The 20161-nt window shown below is 68.7% G+C and carries 21 protein-coding genes and 1 tRNA gene; 13 read left to right on the forward strand and 9 right to left on the reverse strand.

Going from position 1 to position 20161, the window contains the following annotated elements; genetic code table 11:
- Positions 1 to 40: 40 nt before the first annotated feature.
- Entirely contained in the window at positions 41 to 1294 is a 1254-nt protein-coding gene (locus tag AC3WT0_RS06410) for an RsmB/NOP family class I SAM-dependent RNA methyltransferase (protein ID WP_492752325.1), read from the reverse strand.
- Entirely contained in the window at positions 1291 to 2235 is a 945-nt protein-coding gene (gene htpX / locus AC3WT0_RS06415) for a zinc metalloprotease HtpX (protein ID WP_492752326.1), read from the reverse strand. Before htpX ends, AC3WT0_RS06410 begins: the two co-directional genes overlap by 4 nt.
- Positions 2236 to 2307: 72 nt before the next feature.
- Between htpX and AC3WT0_RS06420 the strand changes: the two genes are divergently transcribed.
- Both AC3WT0_RS06420 and AC3WT0_RS06425 read left to right on the forward strand, forming a co-directional pair.
- Entirely contained in the window at positions 2308 to 2469 is a 162-nt protein-coding gene (locus AC3WT0_RS06420) for a DUF1674 domain-containing protein (protein WP_492752328.1), read from the forward strand.
- A gap of 24 nt (positions 2470 to 2493) precedes the next feature.
- Entirely contained in the window at positions 2494 to 4335 is a 1842-nt protein-coding gene (locus AC3WT0_RS06425) for an AsmA family protein (RefSeq protein ID WP_492752329.1), read from the forward strand.
- Positions 4336 to 4338: 3 nt separating this feature from the next.
- Here AC3WT0_RS06425 and AC3WT0_RS06430 read toward each other — a convergent pair whose 3' ends face one another.
- Together AC3WT0_RS06430 and tsaD are read right to left on the reverse strand one after the other, a co-directional pair.
- Positions 4339 to 5316, reverse strand: a complete 978-nt coding sequence (locus AC3WT0_RS06430; RefSeq protein ID WP_492752330.1) for an NAD(P)H-dependent glycerol-3-phosphate dehydrogenase — start codon at positions 5314 to 5316, stop codon at positions 4339 to 4341.
- Positions 5313 to 6347, reverse strand: coding sequence for a tRNA (adenosine(37)-N6)-threonylcarbamoyltransferase complex transferase subunit TsaD (gene tsaD, locus AC3WT0_RS06435; RefSeq protein WP_492752554.1), 1035 nt, complete (start codon positions 6345 to 6347; stop codon positions 5313 to 5315). Before tsaD ends, AC3WT0_RS06430 begins: the two co-directional genes overlap by 4 nt.
- Before the next feature lie 66 nt (positions 6348 to 6413).
- Here tsaD and hemC point away from each other — a divergent pair, with 66 nt between their 5' ends.
- The 3 genes from hemC to AC3WT0_RS06450 are packed head-to-tail and all read left to right on the forward strand — an operon-like array spanning position 6414 to position 8898.
- Complete coding sequence (gene hemC, locus AC3WT0_RS06440; protein WP_492752331.1) at positions 6414 to 7325, forward strand: hydroxymethylbilane synthase; 912 nt, start codon at positions 6414 to 6416, stop codon at positions 7323 to 7325.
- The gene (locus AC3WT0_RS06445) at positions 7322 to 7984 is read left to right on the forward strand and encodes a uroporphyrinogen-III synthase (RefSeq protein ID WP_492752332.1); all 663 of its coding nucleotides are present in this window, start codon (positions 7322 to 7324) and stop codon (positions 7982 to 7984) included. The genes hemC and AC3WT0_RS06445 overlap by 4 nt, the downstream gene beginning before the upstream one ends.
- Before the next feature lie 29 nt (positions 7985 to 8013).
- Positions 8014 to 8898 carry a hypothetical protein gene (locus AC3WT0_RS06450; protein ID WP_492752333.1) on the forward strand — a complete coding sequence of 295 codons (885 nt, stop codon included), beginning with the start codon at positions 8014 to 8016 and terminating at the stop codon, positions 8896 to 8898.
- A gap of 25 nt (positions 8899 to 8923) precedes the next feature.
- On the opposite strand, the gene AC3WT0_RS06455 is transcribed toward AC3WT0_RS06450, so the two are convergent.
- Positions 8924 to 8998 (reverse strand) — tRNA-Gly (locus AC3WT0_RS06455).
- 201 nt (positions 8999 to 9199) lie between these two features.
- On the opposite strand from AC3WT0_RS06455, the gene AC3WT0_RS06460 reads away from it, so the two are divergent.
- From AC3WT0_RS06460 to AC3WT0_RS06470, 3 genes are read left to right on the forward strand one after another with little or no spacing between them, the layout of a single operon-like run.
- A complete protein-coding gene (locus AC3WT0_RS06460) occupies positions 9200 to 10096 on the forward strand; it encodes a tetratricopeptide repeat protein (RefSeq protein WP_492752558.1) in 897 nt (298 codons plus the stop codon).
- On the forward strand, positions 10096 to 10722 hold the full coding sequence (locus AC3WT0_RS06465; RefSeq protein WP_492752334.1) for an LON peptidase substrate-binding domain-containing protein: 627 nt from the start codon (positions 10096 to 10098) through the stop codon (positions 10720 to 10722). The genes AC3WT0_RS06460 and AC3WT0_RS06465 overlap by 1 nt, the downstream gene beginning before the upstream one ends.
- A complete protein-coding gene (locus AC3WT0_RS06470) occupies positions 10719 to 10892 on the forward strand; it encodes a Trm112 family protein (protein ID WP_492752335.1) in 174 nt (57 codons plus the stop codon). Before AC3WT0_RS06465 ends, AC3WT0_RS06470 begins: the two co-directional genes overlap by 4 nt.
- Here AC3WT0_RS06470 and AC3WT0_RS06475 read toward each other — a convergent pair.
- Positions 10889 to 12106, reverse strand: coding sequence for an FAD-dependent monooxygenase (locus AC3WT0_RS06475; RefSeq protein WP_492752336.1), 1218 nt, complete (start codon positions 12104 to 12106; stop codon positions 10889 to 10891). The two genes, AC3WT0_RS06470 and AC3WT0_RS06475, sit on opposite strands and share 4 nt — an antisense overlap.
- 130 nt (positions 12107 to 12236) lie before the next feature.
- Here AC3WT0_RS06475 and AC3WT0_RS06480 point away from each other — a divergent pair, with 130 nt between their 5' ends.
- The 4 genes from AC3WT0_RS06480 (at position 12237) to ribA (ending at position 17385) form a co-directional block, all read left to right on the forward strand.
- A complete protein-coding gene (locus AC3WT0_RS06480; protein WP_492752337.1) occupies positions 12237 to 14576 on the forward strand; it encodes an FtsK/SpoIIIE family DNA translocase in 2340 nt (779 codons plus the stop codon).
- A gap of 75 nt (positions 14577 to 14651) precedes the next feature.
- Complete coding sequence (locus AC3WT0_RS06485) at positions 14652 to 15284, forward strand: LolA family protein (RefSeq protein ID WP_492752338.1); 633 nt, start codon at positions 14652 to 14654, stop codon at positions 15282 to 15284.
- 251 nt (positions 15285 to 15535) lie between these two features.
- The gene (locus AC3WT0_RS06490; protein ID WP_492752339.1) at positions 15536 to 16330 is read left to right on the forward strand and encodes an exodeoxyribonuclease III; all 795 of its coding nucleotides are present in this window, start codon (positions 15536 to 15538) and stop codon (positions 16328 to 16330) included.
- Complete coding sequence (ribA, locus tag AC3WT0_RS06495) at positions 16327 to 17385, forward strand: GTP cyclohydrolase II (protein WP_492752340.1); 1059 nt, start codon at positions 16327 to 16329, stop codon at positions 17383 to 17385. The genes AC3WT0_RS06490 and ribA overlap by 4 nt, the downstream gene beginning before the upstream one ends.
- A gap of 22 nt (positions 17386 to 17407) precedes the next feature.
- Here ribA and AC3WT0_RS06500 read toward each other — a convergent pair whose 3' ends face one another.
- Entirely contained in the window at positions 17408 to 18118 is a 711-nt protein-coding gene (locus tag AC3WT0_RS06500) for an HAD family hydrolase (protein WP_492752341.1), read from the reverse strand.
- Positions 18118 to 18783, reverse strand: a complete 666-nt coding sequence (locus tag AC3WT0_RS06505) for a YggS family pyridoxal phosphate-dependent enzyme (protein ID WP_492752342.1) — start codon at positions 18781 to 18783, stop codon at positions 18118 to 18120. Before AC3WT0_RS06505 ends, AC3WT0_RS06500 begins: the two co-directional genes overlap by 1 nt.
- 21 nt (positions 18784 to 18804) lie before the next feature.
- Here AC3WT0_RS06505 and AC3WT0_RS06510 point away from each other — a divergent pair, with 21 nt between their 5' ends.
- Entirely contained in the window at positions 18805 to 19356 is a 552-nt protein-coding gene (locus AC3WT0_RS06510) for a thiamine phosphate synthase (RefSeq protein WP_492752344.1), read from the forward strand.
- Here AC3WT0_RS06510 and AC3WT0_RS06515 read toward each other — a convergent pair.
- The gene (locus tag AC3WT0_RS06515; RefSeq protein WP_492752345.1) at positions 19329 to 20036 is read right to left on the reverse strand and encodes a hypothetical protein; all 708 of its coding nucleotides are present in this window, start codon (positions 20034 to 20036) and stop codon (positions 19329 to 19331) included. The two genes, AC3WT0_RS06510 and AC3WT0_RS06515, sit on opposite strands and share 28 nt — an antisense overlap.
- Positions 20037 to 20161: the final 125 nt, after the last annotated feature.

Genomic DNA, 20161 nt, shown 5'->3' on the forward strand with positions numbered 1-20161 from the left:
GCGGGCATGCGAATCGGGGCAAGCGACTGAAAGCGGCTTTTCAGCCCTGACGAATCAGCCGCGCGACGAAGAAGCCGTCGAGCCTGCCCTGGCCCGCCAGCATCGTCGGAAGCGTGCGGACATGCCCCGCCGTCGGCACGACATTTTGCGGCAGTTCGGCGGGATTGACGGGCTGGAGCCGATAGTCGGGCCGGGCCGCGAGGAAGGCCGCGAGCTGGGCCTCGCCTTCCGCCGGCTCAAGCGAGCAGGTGGCGTAGATCAGCTGCCCGCCGGGCTTCACCCAATCGGCCGCGCGCGCCAGCATCGCCGCCTGCACCTCGGCCATCGCCGCGATGTCCTTGGCGCGGACGCGGTAAAGCACATCGGGATGGCGGCGGAAGATACCGGTCGCGCTGCACGGCGCATCGAGCAGCAGTGCATCGACGGGGGCGGCGGGCGCCCATTGCATCACATCGGCCTCGACCAGATCGGCGGAAAGGCTCGTGCGCGCGAGATTCTCACGAAGTCGCGCGAGACGACTTGGCGCCTGCTCGACCGCCGTGACGCGCCAGCCGGCCGCCGCGAGCTGCATCGTCTTGCCGCCGGGCGCGGCGCAGAGATCGAGCACATGCCGGCCCTCGCCCCGGCCGAGCAGCCGCGCCGGGATCGAGGCGGCGAGATCCTGCACCCACCAGCCGCCCTCGGCATAGCCGGGGAGCGCGGTCACATCGCTGGACGCGATGCGGACATGGCCGGGAGCCAGCGACAGGCCATCGGGCGCGAGCGCGCCGGGAACGAGCGTCAGATCGAGCGGCGGCGGCGCGGCGATTGTCTCGGCGGCCGCATCGGCCATGTCGCGGCCCCAGGCCTCGCCCCAGCGCAGCGCGACGTTGCGCGGCAGCGACGGGGTTTCGGCGAGCACCGCCTTGCGGCGCATAAGCGCGCCGAAGACGCCGTGGACCAGCTTGCGCGGGCCGCCGTCGACGAGCGGCAGCACCGTCGAGATCGCGGCGTGCGGCGGGGTGCCGAGCGACAGGGCCTGCGCAAGCGCGATGCGCAGCGCGAAGCGCGCCTTGGCGTCATCGGGCAGCCGCTTTTGCGTGGCGCTGTCGATCAGTGCATCGAGATCGGGAAGGCGGCGCAGCACCTGAGCCGCGATGGCATGCGCGAGCGCGCGATCGTCGGCACGCTCCAGCTCGCGCGTCGCGGGGCCGAGCGCATGTTCGAGCGCGCGGCCCTGGCGCAGCACCGAATCGAGCAGGCGCAGCGCGGCGCGGCGCGTTGCGACGCCGGGGGCTTCGGAAGGCGCGCTCAATTGCGGCGCAGCGGATCGAGGGCGCTGCCGCGCCGGCGGACGGGAAGCGGCGACAATGCCGAGGCGCGCGGGCCGGCAGGCGAGGATGGCGGCGGGGGAAGCTGACCCATCTCCATCGCGATATCCTCGAGCGCGTCGATGCGGTTCTGCGTGTCGGGATGCGTCGAGAACCAGCTGTCGCCGCCACCGGCGAGCGCCGGCACGATATAGAGCGATGCGGCGGCCGGGTTGCGCTCGACCACCGGATTGGGAATGCGCGCCGCGCCGTTCGAAATCTTGGCGAGCGCCGAGGCAAGCGCGCGCGGATTGCCTGAAATTTCCGCCCCACCGCGATCGGCGCCATATTCGCGCTGCCGGCTGATCGCCATCTGGACGATCATCGCGGCGAAGGGCGCGACGATCACGGCGAGGAGGCTGGCAAGCATATTGCCGCGATTATCGTCTCCGCCCCTGAAGAACAGCCCGAAATTGGCGAGCATCGAGATTGCACCGGCGATCGTCGCGACCATCGTCATCACCAGCGTGTCGCGGTGCCGGACATGCGCGAGTTCATGCGCCATCACCCCGGCGACCTCGTCGCGCGACAGCATCGCAAGCAGCCCCGTGGTCGCAGCGACGGCGGCATGATCGGGATCGCGGCCGGTGGCGAAGGCATTGGGATGATCGTCGTCGATCAGATAGACGCGCGGCATCGGTAGCCCGGCGCGCTGCGCCAGCCCCTGCACGACGCCGACGAATTCGGGCGCGCTCGCCATGTCGACCTCGCGCGCATTGTGCATGGCCAGCACGATCCGATCGGCGTTCCAGAAGGTGAAGAGGTTCATCCCGGCAGCGACCAAAAGCGCGATCGCCGCACCGCCACTGCCACCCAGCGTATAGCCAAGCGCCATGAACAGCGCCGTCAGCGCCGCCAGCAGTATGGTCGTCCTGAAGCCGTTCATCTTGCGTCCTCGCCTCCTCGCGCCCAATGTGGGGGCAAGCGACCACGCCCGCAACAGCCGAAAGAAAATGCGATGAGCCGCCGGCCAGCCCATGTGAAGCCGCCCGCCTACCTGACGAAGAGTCCGCCCGTGCCGCGCCCGGAGCCGGTCGCGCAGCCCGGAAGCGACCCGCTGGGCAAGGATCCGACGCGCTACGGCGACTGGGAACTGAAAGGCATAGCCGTCGATTTCTAACGCGGGCGAGAGGGGGCCGACCGCTTGAAGCCATTGAGACTTGCACTGTGGAGTGTCGGCGGGATCGCGCTGATCCTGCTCGCGGCGCTGCTGGCGGCGGCGCTCGCGCCGATCGGCTGGCTCAAGCCCCGCGTCGAAAAGGCGCTGTCCGACTCGATCGGCGCCCCGGCCCGGATCGGCGCGATCGAACGGATCGACCATTTCACGCTGACCCCGCGCATCGCGATCCGCGACCTTTCGATCGCGCAGCCCGGCTGGGCAGGACCAGGCACGCTGATCGAAGCCCGGACGATCACCATCCGCCTGCCGCTGCTGCCCCTGATCGACAAGCGCGTCGAGCCGAGCGAGATCGCGGTCGACGGGCTGGCGCTCAACCTCATCCGCGACGCCGGCGGGCGCGAGAATTGGCAGCGCGAGCGCAAGCCCGACGCGAAGCCCGGCCCGCCGCTGCGGCTGGAAACGGTGAGCATCAGCAATGCGACGATCAGCTATGCCGATGCGAAGCGCGACCGACGGTTCAACGCGCAGGCGCGCTTCGACAAGCGCGGCTTCCTGCTTGGCGGAACGGGCGCGGTGCTGGGCGCGCCGGTGCGGATCGGCGTCGCCGGCGCGCCGCTGAAAGGCGGCCCGGCGGCAGCCTGGCCTTTCGCCGCGACGATCAAGGGCGATGCGCTGGCGATGCGCGCCGCGGGTGTCATGGACGCCCCCTTCGACGCCGCGCACATGAACGTCCATGTCGCCGCGAGCGGACAGGACCTCAAATATCTCGATGCGATCATCGAGGCGGGGTTGCCGGGGACGCAGCCGGTGAAGCTTTCCGCCGATGCGCGGCATGACGGGCGCGACTGGACGGTCACCAATCTGGCCGGAACGGTCGGCCGATCCGACCTGCGCGGGCAGGTGACGGTGAAAAAGCGCGACGGACGCAGCATCATCGAGGGCAGCGCGACATCGCAACGCTTCGATTTCGACGATCTCGCCAATGCCGAGGGTCGCGCGATCGGCGCGGCACGGCGACGCAAGATGGGGCCAAGGCTGATCCCCGACACCGCGATCGACCTCAAGCGCATGATGCACACCGACGGGCATATCGATTTCAGCGTGGCGAAGCTGCTGTGGGCGCAGCCGACGCCCTTCGTCTCGCTCAAGGCGCGGATCGCGCTCGACCACGGGCTGCTGACCGTCGCGCCGCTGACGCTGACCATGCCGCGCGGGCGGCTGATCGGCGGGATGACCGTCGATCAGCGCAAGAGCGATCCGCCGGTGATGCGCCTCGACCTCGCCATGCACGATGCGACGCTTGCCAGCCTGGCCGGCGAAAGCGACTTTTCGGGCAAGCTCGAGGCGCGCGCGCGGCTCACGGGGCGGGGCACACGGCTGCGCGCCGCGATCGGCGATTCGAGCGGGATGGTCGCGATCACCGCGCGCGACGGAGAGCTGCCCGCGCGGCTTGCCTCGTTCATCGGCATGGACATTGCGCGCGGGCTGATCGCGAAGAAAGACAAGGAGGCCGGGCTGCGCTGCCTGGTGCTGCGGCTTGACGTGACGGGCGGGCTCGGCCGGCTCAATCCGCTGATCATCGACACGACACGATCGCAGGCGACGATCAGCGGGACGATCAGCCTCGCGAGCGAGAAGCTCGACGGCAGCGCAATCGGCGCACCCAAGAAGAAGAGCCTGCTGCGTTACGACAAGCCGCTGCCTTTCGGCGGGACGATCAAGAATCCTGCCGTCTTCCCGCCGCCCAAGGTGAAGCGGGAAAAGACGCTGCTGCGTATGCTGGGCAAGGCGATCACCGGCAAGCAGGCGCCGCTGGCGACCGATGCCGACTGCAACGCACTGATCGCTCGCGCGCTGGGGCGCTGAGCCTCAGCCCTCGACGCGCAGCGGACGCGACAACAAGGCCTCTGCCACGCGCGGCGCATCGATATGGCCATCGAGCAAGGCGCAGACCGCGTCGACGACGGGCATCTCGACCCCCACGGCGCGCGCCGCTTCGCGCAGCACGGGCGCGGTGAAGGCGCCTTCGGCCACGGTGCGCCGGTCGGCGAGCAGCGCGGCGGCGCTCTGCCCCTCGCCCAGCCCCTTGCCCAACGAGAAGTTGCGCGAACTGGTCGACGAGCAGGTGAGCACGAGATCGCCCAGCCCCGAAAGCCCCGCCAGCGTCTCCGCCCGCGCGCCGCGCGCCATCCCGAAGCGCGTCATTTCGGCAAAGCCCCTGCTGATCAGCGCCGCGCGCGCATTCTGGCCGAGGCGCAGCCCTTCGACGACACCACAAGCGATGGCGAGGACATTCTTGACCGCACCGCCAATCTCCGCGCCGACCAGATCGGTCGAGGCATAGGGGCGGAAGGTCGGCCGCGCGAAGCGCGTCGCGAGCGTCGCCGCGACATGGTCTTTCTCGGCCGCGAGCGTGACGGCGGTGGGCAAGCCGCCCGCGACCTCGAACGCGAAGGTCGGGCCCGAAAGCGCGGCCACAGTCGCCTGCGGATGAAGCGCCGCCGCGACTTCGCTCAGGAGCATCATCGATCCCGCCTCGATGCCCTTGGAGCAGAGCACGAGCGGCGCCGTCCCCGGCGTCAGGCCCGAAAGCACGGTCCGCAGATGCTGCGCGGGGACGACGACGAGCAGGGCTTCGCAACCATTGAGATCGCTCAGCTCGCCCGTCGCGCGAATCCCGGGCGACAATGGTCGATCGGGCAGGAACAGGCTGTTGACCTGGTCGCGGTTGACGGCTTCGACGACTTCGGGCTCGCGCGCCCAGATCAGCACGTCGCTGCCGTCGCCGGCCATCACCTGCGCCAGCGCCGTGCCCCATGCGCCCGCCCCAACCACGCCGATCGTCATGCCTTCACCCCCGCGCCGCGCACTGCCTCCGCATCGGGATCGAGCGGCCAGCGCGCGCGCGCCGGCGTATCGAGCCCGTCGCTATGGCCGGCCGCGAAACGTTCCGCGCCCGCCCAACCAATCATCGCCGCATTATCGGTGCACAGCCAGAGCGGCGGCGCGACGAAGGGCAGATCGTGCCTGTGCGCCAGCGCCTCCAACGCGCTGCGGATCGGCGTGTTTGCCGCGACGCCGCCCGCGACGACCAGCGCGGTCGCGCCATGCGCGCGGGCGATCGCCCTTTTCGTGCGATCGACGAGACAATCGATCACGGCCGCCTGGAAGCTGGCGGCGATATCCTCGGCGCTGTGCACGCCGGCGTCGCGCGCGCGCAGCACCGCGCTCTTCAGCCCCGCGAAGGAGAAATGGGGTTCGCGCGTGCCGAGCAGCGGGCGCGGGAAGCGGATCGCCTTGGGGTCGCCCAGCGCCGCCACCTTCTCCACCGCCGGGCCGCCCGGAAAGCCAAGCCCCAGCAGCTTGGCCGTCTTGTCGAACGCCTCGCCCGCGGCATCGTCGATCGTCGTCGCCAGCCGGCGGTAACGCCCCGCGCCTTCGACGAAGAGCAGCTGGCAATGGCCGCCCGAGACGAGCAGCAGCAGATAGGGAAAGCGCAGCGCGGGATCGGCGAGGCGCGGCGACAGCGCATGACCCTCGAGATGATTGACCGCGACCAGTGGCTTGCCCGCCGCATGCGCCAGCGCCTTGCCGGTGACCAGCCCGACCATCACGCCGCCGATCAGCCCCGGCCCTGCGGTTGCCGCTATGGCGTCAACATCGACGAGCCTCAGCCCCGCATCACCCAGCGCCTGTTCGACCAGCGGCGCCAATATCTCGACATGCGCGCGCGCCGCGATCTCGGGCACCACGCCACCATAGGGGCGATGATGCGCCTCCTGCCCCGCCAGCCGGTGCGCCAGCACCTGCCGATCGGTGGTGACGAGCGCCGCCGCCGTCTCGTCGCAGCTCGATTCGAGTCCAAGAATGATCGCCATGCCGCGCAGATAGTCGCTCATCGGCTATTTCACAAAGCGGCCGCGCGGCGATAAGGGCAATGCGACATGAAGACACCCGTCAGGCTCGGCACGCGCGGCTCTCCGCTGGCGCTCACTCAGGCGCATATGGTCGTCCGCGCGCTGGGCGAGGCGCACGGCATCGCCGCCGAGGATATCGAGATCGTGCCGATCCGCACGAGCGGCGACCGCATCCAGGATCGTCCGCTGGCCGAGGTCGGCGGCAAGGCGCTGTGGACCAAGGAGCTCGATCGCGCGCTGCTCGCCAAGGAGATCGATTTCGCGGTCCACTCGATGAAGGATGTCGAGACGATCCGCCCGGCCGAGATCGCGATCGTCGCGATGCTGCCGCGCGCGGACGTGCGCGACCGGCTGATCGGCGCCGAATCGATCGCGGTGCTGCCCGAGGGCGCGCGCGTCGGCACCAGTTCGCCGCGCCGTGCCGCGCAGTTGCTCAACCTGCGGCCCGACCTGTCGATCGTGCCCTTTCGCGGCAATGTCGATACGCGGCTCACGCGGCTCGATCTGGGCGAGGCCGAGGCGACATTGCTTGCCGCCGCCGGGCTCGATCGGCTGGGACGCGCCGACATCGGCACCGCAATCGAGATCGGCACGATGCTGCCCGCCCCCGCGCAGGGCGCGGTGGGCATCGAGGCGCGCGCGCTGGACGATCGCATGATCGAATGGCTGCGCGCGATCGACCATGCGCCGACCAGCGCCTGCGTCCGCGCCGAACGCGCGCTTCTCCTCGCACTGGGCGGCGATTGCCACTCGCCGATCGCCGCGCTCGCGACATCGGGCGCGAAGGGCATCCATCTTCGCGGCGCGGTCTATGCGCCCGACGGATCGAGCAGCGTGAAGGACGAGACGCTCATTCTCCACGGTGGCGAAGCGGCGATTCTCGCGCGGCGCCTGCTCGAGCAATCGCCCAAACCGGTCCGCGCGCTGTTCACGGGATGAACCGTTCGCTGCTGATCCTCCGGCCCGAACCCGGCGCGTCGGAAACGGCGCGCGCCGCCGCGCGGCTGGGTCTGAAAGCGGAGATCAGGTCGTTGTTCACGATTGGGGCGGTCGATTGGGCGCCGCCCGATCCCGACCGATATGATGCGCTGATGATCACCAGCGCCAATGCCGCGCGCATGGCGGGGGCGGCCTTGCCTCTCTATGCCCGACTGCCGCTCTACGCCGTCGGTGAGCGAACCGCGGAGGCGCTGGCGGAGGTGGGGCTGGCCGATGCGCGGATCGGACCGGGCGACGCGCAGGGGCTGACCGCGATGATGGCCGGTGACGGCCGGCGGCGCATCCTCCATCCCTGCGGGGCCGATCGCCGCGACTTCGATCCGGGCACCCTGCAGATCGATGCGATCGAGGTCTATCGGGCGAATATCGTCGATCCGCCCCCCGGCTTCGCCGATGCCGCCGGGCATGTCGCGCTGCTCCATTCGCCGCGCGCCGCGCGAATTTTCGCCGGGCTGGCCCCTGCGCACCGCGACGTGAGGATCGCGGCGATCAGCGCGGCGACAGCCGAGGCGGCGGGCGAAGGCTGGGCCGCCCGCGCGGTCGCGGTGACGCCCGATGATGCGGCTTTGCTGGCGGCTGCGGCGGGCTTGTGCCAGTGAAGGCGGCCATGCGATGAGTGGATGCAATGATGACGGGCGAAATTGATCCGACCCCGGGCGATGCCGCCCGGATGCGAAGCTGGCGCGGCCCGCTGATCGCGATCCTCGTGGCTTTCCTCATCGGGCTTGGCCTGATGGCCTGGCTGCTCTCGCATTCGGACCGCGCGGCGAAGACGCTTGGCGTCGTCGGCGCATCGCCTGCCCCCGCCCCCGTCGCGACACCCGCGCCGATGCTCGCCGCGCCGGCCGCCTTGCCGCGCGTGACCGCCGATCCGCAGACCGTATCCGCGCTCGACACGCGCGTCGCGGATCTCGAATCGCGAATCGCGCATGTCAGCGAACGCGCGCAGCTTGCCTCGGGCGACGCATCACGGGCCGAAGGGCTGCTGATCGCCTTCGCGGCGCGGCGCGCGATCGAACGCGGACTGGGGCTCGGCTATATCGAGGCGCAGCTACGCGCGCGCTTCGGCGCCACCCAGCCGCAGGCGGTGGCGACGGTGATCGCCGCGTCGCGCGATCCGCTGACCATCGAGGATCTGGAGCTGAGCCTCGACGATCTCGGCCCGTCGCTCGCCGCCGACACGACGAGCAGCAGCGGCTGGTGGTCATCCTTCAAGCGCGAACTGTCGGGGCTGGCCGTCATCCGCAAGGCCGGCAGCCCCTCGCCGCTGCCCAGCGAGCGGCTGCGCCGCGCACGGCGGATGCTTGAGGCCGGGCGCGTCGATGCCGCGCTCGCCGAAGTCGCGCGCATGCCGGGCCGCGAAAAGGCCGATGGCTGGATGCAGGCCGCACGCCGCTACATCGCGACGCGCCAGGCGCTGGACGTGCTCGAGACGAGTGCGATCGTCGAGCCCAAGCTGGCCGGACCGCCGCCGCTGCTCCCCGAGCCGCCGCGCGCTGCGCCGACGAACTGAGGTTCGATATCGATTTTCGGAAAACTGGAGCGGGCGAAGGGATTCGAACCCTCGACCCCGACCTTGGCAAGGTCGTGCTCTACCCCTGAGCTACGCCCGCTCGGCGTTTGCCCCCAAGGGAGGGGGCGGGTGAGGCGCGGCTGATAGCGTGGGGGATCGGGTGGCGCAAGCCCCCTCCTGCGACTTTTCGCCAATCGCCGCCCCGACATGCGCGAATCCCGCGCCGGGGCTTGGCAGCGCGGGGCTTCGCCCCACATAAGGGCGGCCAAGCAACTGGAGCGACAAAGTGGCAACCCTGGGATTGAGCGCCGCCGAGCGCGAGGAAATCGAAACCTTCAAGCGCGATGTCATCGATCCGTCGATGGAATCGCTCGTCATTCTCGATTTCTGGGCCGAATGGTGCGGGCCGTGCAAACAGCTGGGTCCCGTGCTCGAAAAGGTCGCGGCGGCCTATGCCGACAAGGGCGTCCTGCTGCGCAAGATCGACGTCGATGCGCAGAAGCTGGTCGCCGCGCAGTTCCGCGTCCAGTCGATCCCCACCGTCTATGCGGTTTTCCAGGGCCAGCTGGTCGCCGATCTCACCAACGCGCGGACCGAGGGCCAGATCGGCCAGATGCTCGACCAGCTTCTCCGCCAGCTGCCGGTGCAGGGTGCGGCACAGCAGCGCGAGGCCGATCTCGCCCCGCTGCTCGCGATGGGCGAGGAGGTTCTGGCGAGCGGCGACAATGAGCGCGCGGCCAGCGTCTTTTCGCAGATACTGGAAATGGCGCCTGTGGAAGCCGACGCGATCTCGGGCCTTGCACGCGCCTATGCCGCGCTCGGCCGCACCGACGAAGCACAGGCGCTGATTGATTCGCTGCCTCCCGAGGCGGCGAAGGACCCGGCAATCGAGCGTGCGCTGTCTGCGATCGCGCTGGCCCGCGAGGCGACCCCGGCCGACGATCTTGGCGATCTCAAGCAGCGTGCCGCCGCTGCGCCCGACGATCTCGCGCTGCAATATGAGCTGGCCGGCGCGCTGATGGCCGCCGGCGACCGCGACGGCGCCGCCGATTCGCTGCTCGCCAGCATCGCCACGGACCGGACGTGGAACGACGGCGCGGCGCGCCAGCGACTGCTCAAGCTGATGGAAGTGGTCGGTCTGGAGGATCCCTGGGTTTCGGCGCAGCGTCGCCGCCTGTCCGCCATCCTGTTCACCTGATGGCCGACCGCCCGTCGCGGCTGTCGATCTTTCCGCTGGGCGGCGCGCTGCTCTTCCCGCGGATGCACTTGCCGCTCCACGTCTTCGAACCGCGCTATCGCGCCCTCGTCAGCGACGCGATGGCGCGCGACCGGCGGATCGGCATGATCCAGCCGCGCCCGTCCGCCGGCGATCCGCCAGAACTGTTCGCGATCGGCTGCGTCGGCCGGATTTCGGAGGTCGAGGCGCTCGATGACGGGCGCTACAATATCGTGCTCGAAGGGCTGGCGCGTTTCCGCATGGTCGGCGAGCTCGATGTCTCGACGCCCTTTCGCCAGATCGAGGCGGAGATCGAGACGCCCGCCGACGAGCCCGCACTGGCGGTGGTGCGCCGAGCCGCGCTGGAGACCGAATCGAAGCGCTTCGCCGATACGCAGGGCTATGCCGTCGACTGGGATGCGGTCGCGCGGCTCGACGACGAATCGCTGGTCAACGGGATCGCGCAGATCGCGCCGTTCGACGTTGCGGCCAAGCAGGCGCTGCTCGAGGCCGATGGGCTCAACGATCGCGCCGACCTGCTCGTCCAGCTCATGCAGTTCTTTGGCCGCCATCATGGCGACGGCCGCGCGGACGTGACGCTGCAATGAGCATCGACCCCGATCTGCTGGCGATTCTCGTCTGCCCGGTGACGCGGACGCCGTTGATCTACGACGAAGCGGCGAACGAACTGGTCTCGACGGCCGCCGGGCTTGCTTATCCGATCCGCGACGGCGTGCCGGTGCTACTGGTCGAAGAAGCGCGCAGGCTCACGGATTAAACCAGCTCGCCCTGCAGCAGGTGAGGCAGCGCCCCCGTTTCGCCGCGCGCTTCCTGCATGAAGAAGCGCTTGAGCGGCGGCGTGCGCTGGACCACGCCGAGGCCGAAGCGCCGCGCGGCCGAGGCCGCCTTGCCCTGCACGCCGAACAGCCGCGTGAAGGCGTCGGTCGCGCCCGCGACCATCAAAGTGTCGAGCCCGCGCCAGCGCGCGTAGCGATCGAGAAGCTGGGTGTCGCCGAGATCGAGCCCGAGCCGGCTGCCATCGACGAGCACTTCGGCAAGCGCCGCAACGTCGCGCAACCCGAGGTTGAGCCCCTGCCCCGCGATCGGATGGATGCCATGCCCGGCATCGCCGACCAGCACGAGCCGCTCGGCGGTCAGCTGCGATGCGTGGTGGAAGCCGAGCGGAAAGCCGCTGCGCGGCGCGATCGACTTCAGCTTGCCGAGCAGGCCGCCCATCTTCTTCTCGGCCTCGGCCACGAAGGCGCGTTCGCCCAATTTCATCATCGCCGGGGCATGCTCGCGCGACACCGACCAGACGATCGCCGAGCGATTGCCCGGCGGCATGGGCAGCAGCGCGAACGGACCCTCGGGATAGAAGATCTCATAGGCGATGTTGCCGTGCGGCTTTTCATGCTCGAGCGCACCGACGATCGCGACATGATCATATTGCCAGCGCGCGACCTTGATCCCCGCCGCCTCGCGCGTCGGCGACTGGCGCCCCTCCGCCGCGACGAGCAGAGCGGCCTTTGTCGTGCGTCCGTCGGACAGAATGGCGGTGACGCCATGCGCGTCGCGATGCGTCTCGATCGCGCGCGTCTTCATCAGCAGAGCGACATTCGCGCTCTCGGCCGCCGCAGCGTGGAGCGCCTGCCGGACATGCCGGTTCTCGAACATATAGCCCAGCGGGCCTTCGTCCGCCGCCGATTCAAAGGCGAGCCGCCCCGGCGCCAGCCCATCGGTCACGTGGATGTCGCGGATCTCGCAACCCTTGCCCGCCAGTCGCGCGCCGATGCCGATCGCATCGAGCATCTTCCAACTCGCGCTGGCGATCGCCGAGGCGCGCCCGTCGAAGCCCGGAGCAAGGATCGCATCGGGATCGGCGGGGTCGACGACCACGCTCGACAGACCGTGCGCATCAAGGGCAAGCGCGAGCGTAAGGCCGACCAGCCCCCCGCCCAGGATGATGACGTCCGCTTCGAGCTCATTCTGCATGGCATCCGTCCTAGACCCGCGACGGCCCGCGCGGAAGCCCGCTTGACGCGGAGTCCGCTCGGGCTGCATTGTGGCCCAGGGCGGAACATTAAGCGCACAGACGCTCAGCACATAGACTTGGATGACGAACATGGGGAGCCGCGCAATGGCGACGCAGAGCCCGGGCTGGCGGGAAGCGATGCGGCGGGGCGCCGCGCGCAGCGGCGCGCTGTTCGGCGGCGTCGCGATCCTCATCCTCGCGCTGCTGCTCGCGCTTGCGCTGGTTTCCTACCATCCCAGCGATCCTTCGATGAACACCGCCGCCGAAGGGCCGGCGAAGAATTTCATCGGCACCCCTGGCGCCTGGGTGGCGGACGGGCTGCTCTGGATCTTCGGGCCGGTGATCGCACTGATCCTCCCGCTGATGGTCTTCATCGCGCTTCGCCTGTGGCATGATCGCGATCCGGGGCGCTGGAAACGGACGATCCCGCAGGCGCTGATCGGCATCGCGATGCTGGGCATCGCGCTCGCCATGGCCAAGGGCGGCGCGATCGGCGGCTTGCCGGCGGGGCTTGGCGGCGCGATCGGGCTTTCGGGTTCGATGGCAGCCGATGCACTGATCGCCTTCCTTCCCGAGCAAGCCCGCTTCTGGACCTCGCTGGGCAGCGGCATCCTGATCGGGCTTGGCGGCGCGGTGATCTGGGCGAAGAGCCTCGAGCTCGACGAAGTCGAGCGCGGCTGGCTGTTCCGCCGCCGCGCGCGCGACGATGACGAATTCGATTATGAGGACGACGAGGACGATGTCGCGGAGCGGCCGGTCGCGCTTTCGCGCAAGGCGAAGACTGCGCGCCCGCCCGAACCGCGCCCCACCGCCGAGCCCGACCGCCGACCGCCGCCCGTCATTTCGGTGCCCGAGAGCAAGCCGGCCGACAACGCGAAGAAGCAGGCGCCGGTCCAGACATCCTTCGATCTCAAGGACCGCTTCCAGCTTCCCAAGCTGTCGCTGCTTGCCCCCGCCCCGCCTTCGACCGGCGGCACGATCGACAAGGCCGGGCTGGAGCGCAACGCCCGCCTGCTCGAATCGGTGCTCGACGATTTCCATGTGAAAGGCGAGATCGTGGAGGTTCGCCCCGGCCCGGTCGTCACCATGTACGAGCTGGAACCGGCATCGGGGATCAAGGCCAGCCGGGTGATCGCGCTGGCCGACGATATCGCGCGCAACATGAGCGCGATCTCCGCGCGCGTCGCGACCATCCCGGGGCGCACCGTCATCGGCATCGAACTGCCCAACCAGAAGCGCGAATCGGTCGTGCTCCACGAACTCATCTCCAGCCCGGCCTTCGAAGCGCAGTCAGGCTCGCTGCCGCTGGTGCTGGGCAAGAATATCGGCGGCGATCCGGTGATCGCCGATCTCGCGCCAATGCCGCACCTGCTCGTTGCCGGCACCACCGGATCGGGCAAATCGGTCGGCCTCAACGCGATGATCCTGTCGCTGCTCTACCGGCTGACCCCCGAGCAGTGCCGGATGATCATGATCGATCCCAAGATGCTGGAACTCAGCACCTATGACGACATCCCGCATCTGCTCGCCCCCGTCGTCACCGATCCGCCCAAGGCGATCCGCGCGCTCAAATGGGCAGTCGAGCAGATGGAGGAGCGCTATCGCATGATGGCTTCGGTCAGCGTGCGCAGCCTCGCCTCGTTCAACGAGAAGGTGCGCGCCGCCAAGGCCAAGGGCCAGCCGCTCGGCCGCCGCGTGCAGACGGGCTATGATGCCGAAACCGGCCAGCCCATCTATGAGGAAGAGCAGCTCAGCTACGAGCCGCTGCCCCAGATCGTCGTCGTCGTCGACGAGCTTGCCGACCTGATGATGACTGCGGGCAAGGAAGTGGAGTTCCTGATCCAGCGCCTGGCGCAGAAGGCGCGCGCGGCGGGCATCCACCTGATCATGGCGACGCAGCGCCCCTCGGTCGACGTCATCACCGGCGTGATCAAGGCGAACCTGCCGACGCGCATCAGCTTCCAGGTCACCAGCAAGATCGATTCGCGCACCATCCTGGGCGAGCAGGGCGCCGAGCAGCTGCTGGGCAAGGGCGACATGCTCTACATGCCCGGCGGCAAGCAGGTCGTCCGCGTCCACGGGCCGTTCGTTTCGGACGAGGAAGTCCGCGCCGTCGCCGATCATTGGCGCGCGCAGGGCAAGCCCGACTATATCCAGGCCGTCACCGAGGAGCCCGAGGATGGCGGCTTCGAGCTGGAAGGCGCGCCGCAGGGCGACGACAGCCCCGAAGAGCAGCTTTACCGCCGCGCGCTCCAGATCGTTGCCGAAAGCCAGAAGGCCTCGACCAGCTATGTCCAGCGCCAGCTTCGCGTCGGCTATAACAGCGCGGCGCGCCTGATCGAGCGCATGGAGCAGGAGGGAAAGGTAAGCCCGCCTGATCATGTCGGCCGCCGCGACGTCCTGATCGACCGCGACGGTCATCCTCTCTGATCGGGAACCCATTCGGGTTCAGTGCGCGTTCAACCCGGTTGAACGAAAGGCCTCGTGTCTCACCGGAGTGAATGAATGAAAGTTCGCCTGCCCCTTATCCTTGCGCTTTCGCCGATCGCGCTGGCCGCCGTTGCTGCGCCGCTGGCCGCGCAAAGCACCGCGCCCGCCGATGATTTCGCGCAGGTCAAAAGCTTCATGGCGGGCATCGATACGATGACCGCGCGCTTCACGCAGACCGACCGCAACGGCAAGGTCGTGGGCGGCACGATCACCCTCAAGCGCCCGGGCAAGGTGCGCTTCCAATATCAGGAAGGCGTGCCGCTGCTCATCGTCGGCGACGGCAAGGCGCTGACCTTCATCGATTATTCGGTGAAGCAGGTGTCGCGCTGGCCGATCGGCAATTCGCCGCTCTCGTTCATCCTCGATCCGCGCAAGGATCTGTCGCAGATCGCGAGGATCATCGATTCGCCCGATCCGCGCCTCATCCTCGTGCAGGCGCGCGACCCCAAACATCCCGAATTCGGCACGATCACGCTGGCCTTCGCGCGCGGCGACGGGCCGGCGGGGCTGACGCTGACCGGCTGGACCGCGCTCGATGCACAGAACAACCGGACGCAGATCCGCCTCAACGAGCAGCGCTATAACGCCCCGGTGGACGACGGAACGTTCCGCTGGCGCGATCCGCGCCCGCAGACGCGCGGTCGCTGACGATGTCGTTCATGTTGGCGACAGGTAGCGTCGCCTAGACAGACGGTGCGGACGAAAAGTCAGCGGGACGGGTTTCCCCCCTGTTGCCCCTCCCCAAAGGACCTCGTCCCGCCAGCGTGACGAACGCTAGGTTGGCCCCCGTTCCATGCCCCCGGAGCGGGGGCCTTTCCTTTTTTGCGGTTGCGGCGATGCCGCAACGACGCGGCGCAGGCCCGCTTCCACCAGAGCAAATCCCCGTCTAGATGCTAGCCATGGCCGACACATTGAAGATCGCATCGTGGAACATCAATTCGGTGCGTGCGCGGATCGACATCGTCGAACGCTTCCTGACCGAACAGACGCCTGACATCCTCTGCCTGCAGGAAACCAAGGTGGTGGACGAGATTTTCCCCGCCGCCGCCTTCCACCGCCTCGGCTACAAGCATCAGATATTGCATGGCCAGCGCATGCATCACGGCGTGGCGATCGTCAGCCGCGTGCCGCTGGCCGAAGATGACCGACTAGACTGGCAAGCCAATGGCGAGGCGCGGCATGTCGGCGTCCGCCTCGCCAACGGACTGCGTCTCGAAAATGTCTATGTGCCTGCCGGCGGCGATATTCCCGATCGCGACCTCAACCCCAAATTCGGCCAGAAACTCGATTTCCTCGCGCGGATGATCGACTGGTCAGCGACGCTGAAGACGCCCACCCTGCTGGTCGGCGATTTCAATATCGCGCCGCTCGAATCGGACGTGTGGAGCCACAAGCAGCTGCTCGACGTCGTCAGCCATACGCCGATCGAGGTCGAGACGCTGGCCCGCCTGCAGGCCGCGCACGACTGGGTGGATCTCGGCCGCCGCTTCGTGCCCGCGCCCGAGCGGCTCTACACCTGGTGGAGCTATCGTGCGAAGGATTGGGCGGCATCCGATCGCGGCCGCCGGCTCGACCATATGTGGGCCAGCCCCGAGCTTGCGAAACAGGCTGTCGCCCACCGCGTGCATGAGGAATGCCGCGACTGGGGCAAGCCATCCGACCACATACCGCTCATTACCGAGTTCGCCTTTTGACTGATCCCCGCGCTGCCGCCCGCGCCGTCGACGCACTTCGCCGGGGCTGGGAAGTCCGCATCGCCGGGTCCGACGGCGCGCTGGCGCTGCTCGCCATCGAGACGGCCGATGCGCCGCGCCTCGCGGCGTTCGATCCCGCCGCTAGCGCGGACATATTGCTGTCGACCTCGCGCGCCGCGACGCTCAAGCTCGCCAACCAGCGCGATGCCGTCGCGGGCGCCGCCACGCGGATCGAGCGGACGCCATGGATCGACATGGCGATGGCGACCGCGATCGCCGACCCTGCGCTCGACCTCGCGACGCCCTTCAAGGGTCCATTCCGCGCGGTTCCGGTCGGCGCTACCGACGCGGCGGCGGCGGCGCTCGAACTGGCGCGCCTCGCCGGCCTGCTCCCTGCCTTCTTCGTTCGCGCGGCCGACGACGAGGATACCGCGATCACGCCCGCCGACATCGCCGCCTACGATTCCTCAGCCCGGCTGGTGGTCGCGGCGCGCGCGCGCCTTCCTGTCGAGGCGAACGAGACGGCCGAGATCGTCGCCTTCCGCAGCGCCGAGACAGCCGACGAGCATGTTGCGCTCATCATCGGCCAGCCCGACGGCAACCCGCCGCTCGTCCGACTCCACAGCGAATGCTTGACCGGCGACGTGCTGGGCAGTCTCAAATGCGACTGCGGGCCCCAGCTTCACGCCGCGCTCCACGCGATCGCCGACGCCCGCTGGGGCATCCTCCTCTATCTGCGCCAGGAAGGACGCGGCATTGGGCTGGTCAACAAGCTGCGTGCCTACAGCTTGCAGGATCAAGGATTCGATACGGTCGACGCCAATGTCCGCCTCGGCTTCGCGGTCGACGTGCGCGATTTCTCGGTCGCGGCGCGGATGCTCGACCTGCTCGGCGTCGCCAAGGTGCGGTTGCTCACCAACAATCCCAACAAGGTGGCGGGGCTCGAGGCGCACGGCGTGACCGTCGTCGAGCGCGTTCCCCACAAGCTGCCGTCCAATCCCTTCAACGAGAAATATCTCGCGACCAAGCGCGACCGGACTGGGCACCAGCTTTAGAGTCTGATCCTGTAGGCTTGGCTCAGACTCCGAGCAGCGCCGATACCTCGGTCCAGCTCGACGCAATGTGGTGTGCGCCGAGGCGCTTCAATATCGCGCCATGTCCGGGCGCGCAGTGACGCCCGGCGGTGAGGCCGACCACCGTCGCACCCGATGCGACCGCGCCCGTCACGCCTACCGGCGAATCCTCGACGATCAGCGCGCGTTCGATCGACACGCCAAGCGCCGCTGCTGCGTGGATATAGATGTCTGGTGCGGGCTTGCCGTGGCGCACATGTTCGCGCCCGCTGAAGATCAGCGCATCGTCGAAATGGCGACGCAACCCGACATGATCGAGATGCGCCTTGATCCACACCGAAGAACTCGACGACGCGATGGCGCGGGGCAATGCGGGGTCGAAGCCTTCGACGGCGGCAACCGCGCCGGCAACGGGCGGCACGCCTTCGGCCAGCACGCGCGCATCCTCGGCCGCGCGTAATTCGTGGAAGCGTGCCGGAATGGGGCCGCCGATCCACGTCTCGATCGCCTGATGAAAGGACGCGCCGCTCAGTCCCATGAAGCGGGCCATCGAGGTTTCGACGTCGGTCGGATGGCCGAGTTCGGTCAGCAGCTCGGCGAGATGGCGATTGCCCTCATATTCGCTCTCGACGATCACGCCGTCGAAGTCGAGGATCAGCGCATCGAAGCGGCGCTCGCTGGCCGGTGCACGTTCGGGATCCCGCTCGTACCGCATCAGCGTACCCCGAATAGGGCGGTGCCGACGCGGACATGCGTCGCGCCGATCGTCACCGCCGTTTCGTAATCGCCCGACATGCCCATCGACAACCCGGCAAGCCCCTCCTCGCGCGCCAGCTTCGCGAGCAGTGCGAAATGGGGCGCGGATTCGACGCCCTCGGGCGGCACGCACATCAGCCCGACGATGGGCAGTGCCGCCGTGCGAGCCTCGGCCAGCAAGGCCGGCAGATCGGCGATCGCACAACCGCCCTTTTGCGGTTCGGCGCCGATATTGACCTGGATGAAGCAATCCGGACGGCGTCCGGCCTTGTCCATCGCCTTGGCGAGCGCCGCGACCAGCGATGAGCGATCGACCGAATGGATCGCATCGAACAAGGCAACTGCATCATCGGCCTTGTTCGACTGGAGCTGGCCGACGAGATGAAGCTCGATATCCGGCGTCTCCTCGCGCAGTGCCGGCCACTTCGCCTCTGCTTCCTGCACGCGATTCTCGCCGAAGCGGCGCTGGCCCGCCGCGATCAGCGGGCGGACGGCGTCTGCAGGGTGCGTCTTGGATACGGCAATGAGCTTCGCGGCGCCCTTGGGGCGGCCAGCGATGCGGAGCGATTTGGCGATGCGCGCCTCGACTTCGGCGAGCCGCTGGATGGGGTCGTCTGCGATCATGGCGGTGCTATAGGAATGGTGATGCGTCTCCGCCAGCCTATCCCACGCCTCTGGCTGATGACCGACGAACGGCTGGGCGATGCGCTCTGGCCGGCGCTGGCGCGGCTGCCGTACGGCGCGGGCGTCGTTTTCCGCTATTATTCGCTGCCTCTGGCCGAACGTAAGGCGTTGTTTGCGCGTATCGAACGCGTCGCGCGCCGGCGGCGCCTGATATTGGTGGTGGCGCGGCCCTGGCGGGTTTCGCCCCTTGTCGGCGTTCATGGCGCGCGCCACCGACAGGCGAAGCTGCGCACAGCGCCTGCCCATTCGCGGCGCGAGGCGCTGGCGGCGGTCCGCGCCGGGGCCGATGCGCTGTTCGTCTCACCGGTCTTCGCCACGCGCTCACACCCCGGCGCACCGGCGCTGGGCGTCGTCAGGCTGGGATTGATGATCCGGGGACTTGGCGTGCCGCTGATTGCATTGGGCGGCATGGGGCACCGCCGCGCGCGTCCACTGATGCGGCTGGGCATTCATGGCTGGGCGGGAATCGACGCCTGGGCGCCGGATCAGAATTTGAAGGCGGTGCCGATATAGACGGCCTGGCTGTCGCGCCTGGCATCAGTCGAAAGCTGCAGACGATCACGCTGCGACTGATAGCGCACACCCGCCGTCACATCGAGGCGGCGAGTAAGCGAATAGCTGCTCGCCAGATCGACCGAGACGCGCTCGTCGTCGCCGACGAAGCGCGGCTGATCGCCGACCGGATTCTCCTTGCCGAGCTGCAGGCGAGTACTGAAGCGCGGCGCGTTGTAGCTCACGCCCACATCGAGCCGCTCGCGGCTGCCCGGCAACACGCCCATATCGACCTTGGCGACGTCGCCCGAGAGCGCGAAGCGCTTCCAGCCGACCGCAACGCCCAGATTATAGGCGACCGGCGCAACGCCAGGATTGAGCGCCGGCGCGACGGCGGCGACGCGTTCGGACTGCTGACGCATCCCCGTCGACATAGCGCGCACCGCGACCGTTACCGATCGCTTGCCGCTGACTACCGTCGCGGAAGGCGTGAAGCGGAAACCGAGGCCGCCGGGCAAGCCCGCACGGGCGAAGCTCGCCGCCAACTGCGGATTGGCGCCCGCGGGCGTGAAAGTACCAAGCCCGCTATGTGCGGCGAGGCTGGCGCGCTTTTCGGCGAGCTTTCCCTCGATATTCTGGGCGCCGAACGCGGGCGACAGGGCAAGGCCGAGCACGGCCGTCGCCGCCCCCAACCATCCCATCCTTATCGCCCGACTCGTCATCCCCGGAAAAATCCCGCATTGACCGAATAATATTCGATTCGCGCCTATCACGAATCACAAAGCCCTCGCCACCGCCGGAGTCGCTTTTCCCCGACCTGTTGCAC

This window comes from Sphingomonas sp. EU05-FHT14C10 (assembly GCF_058790595.1).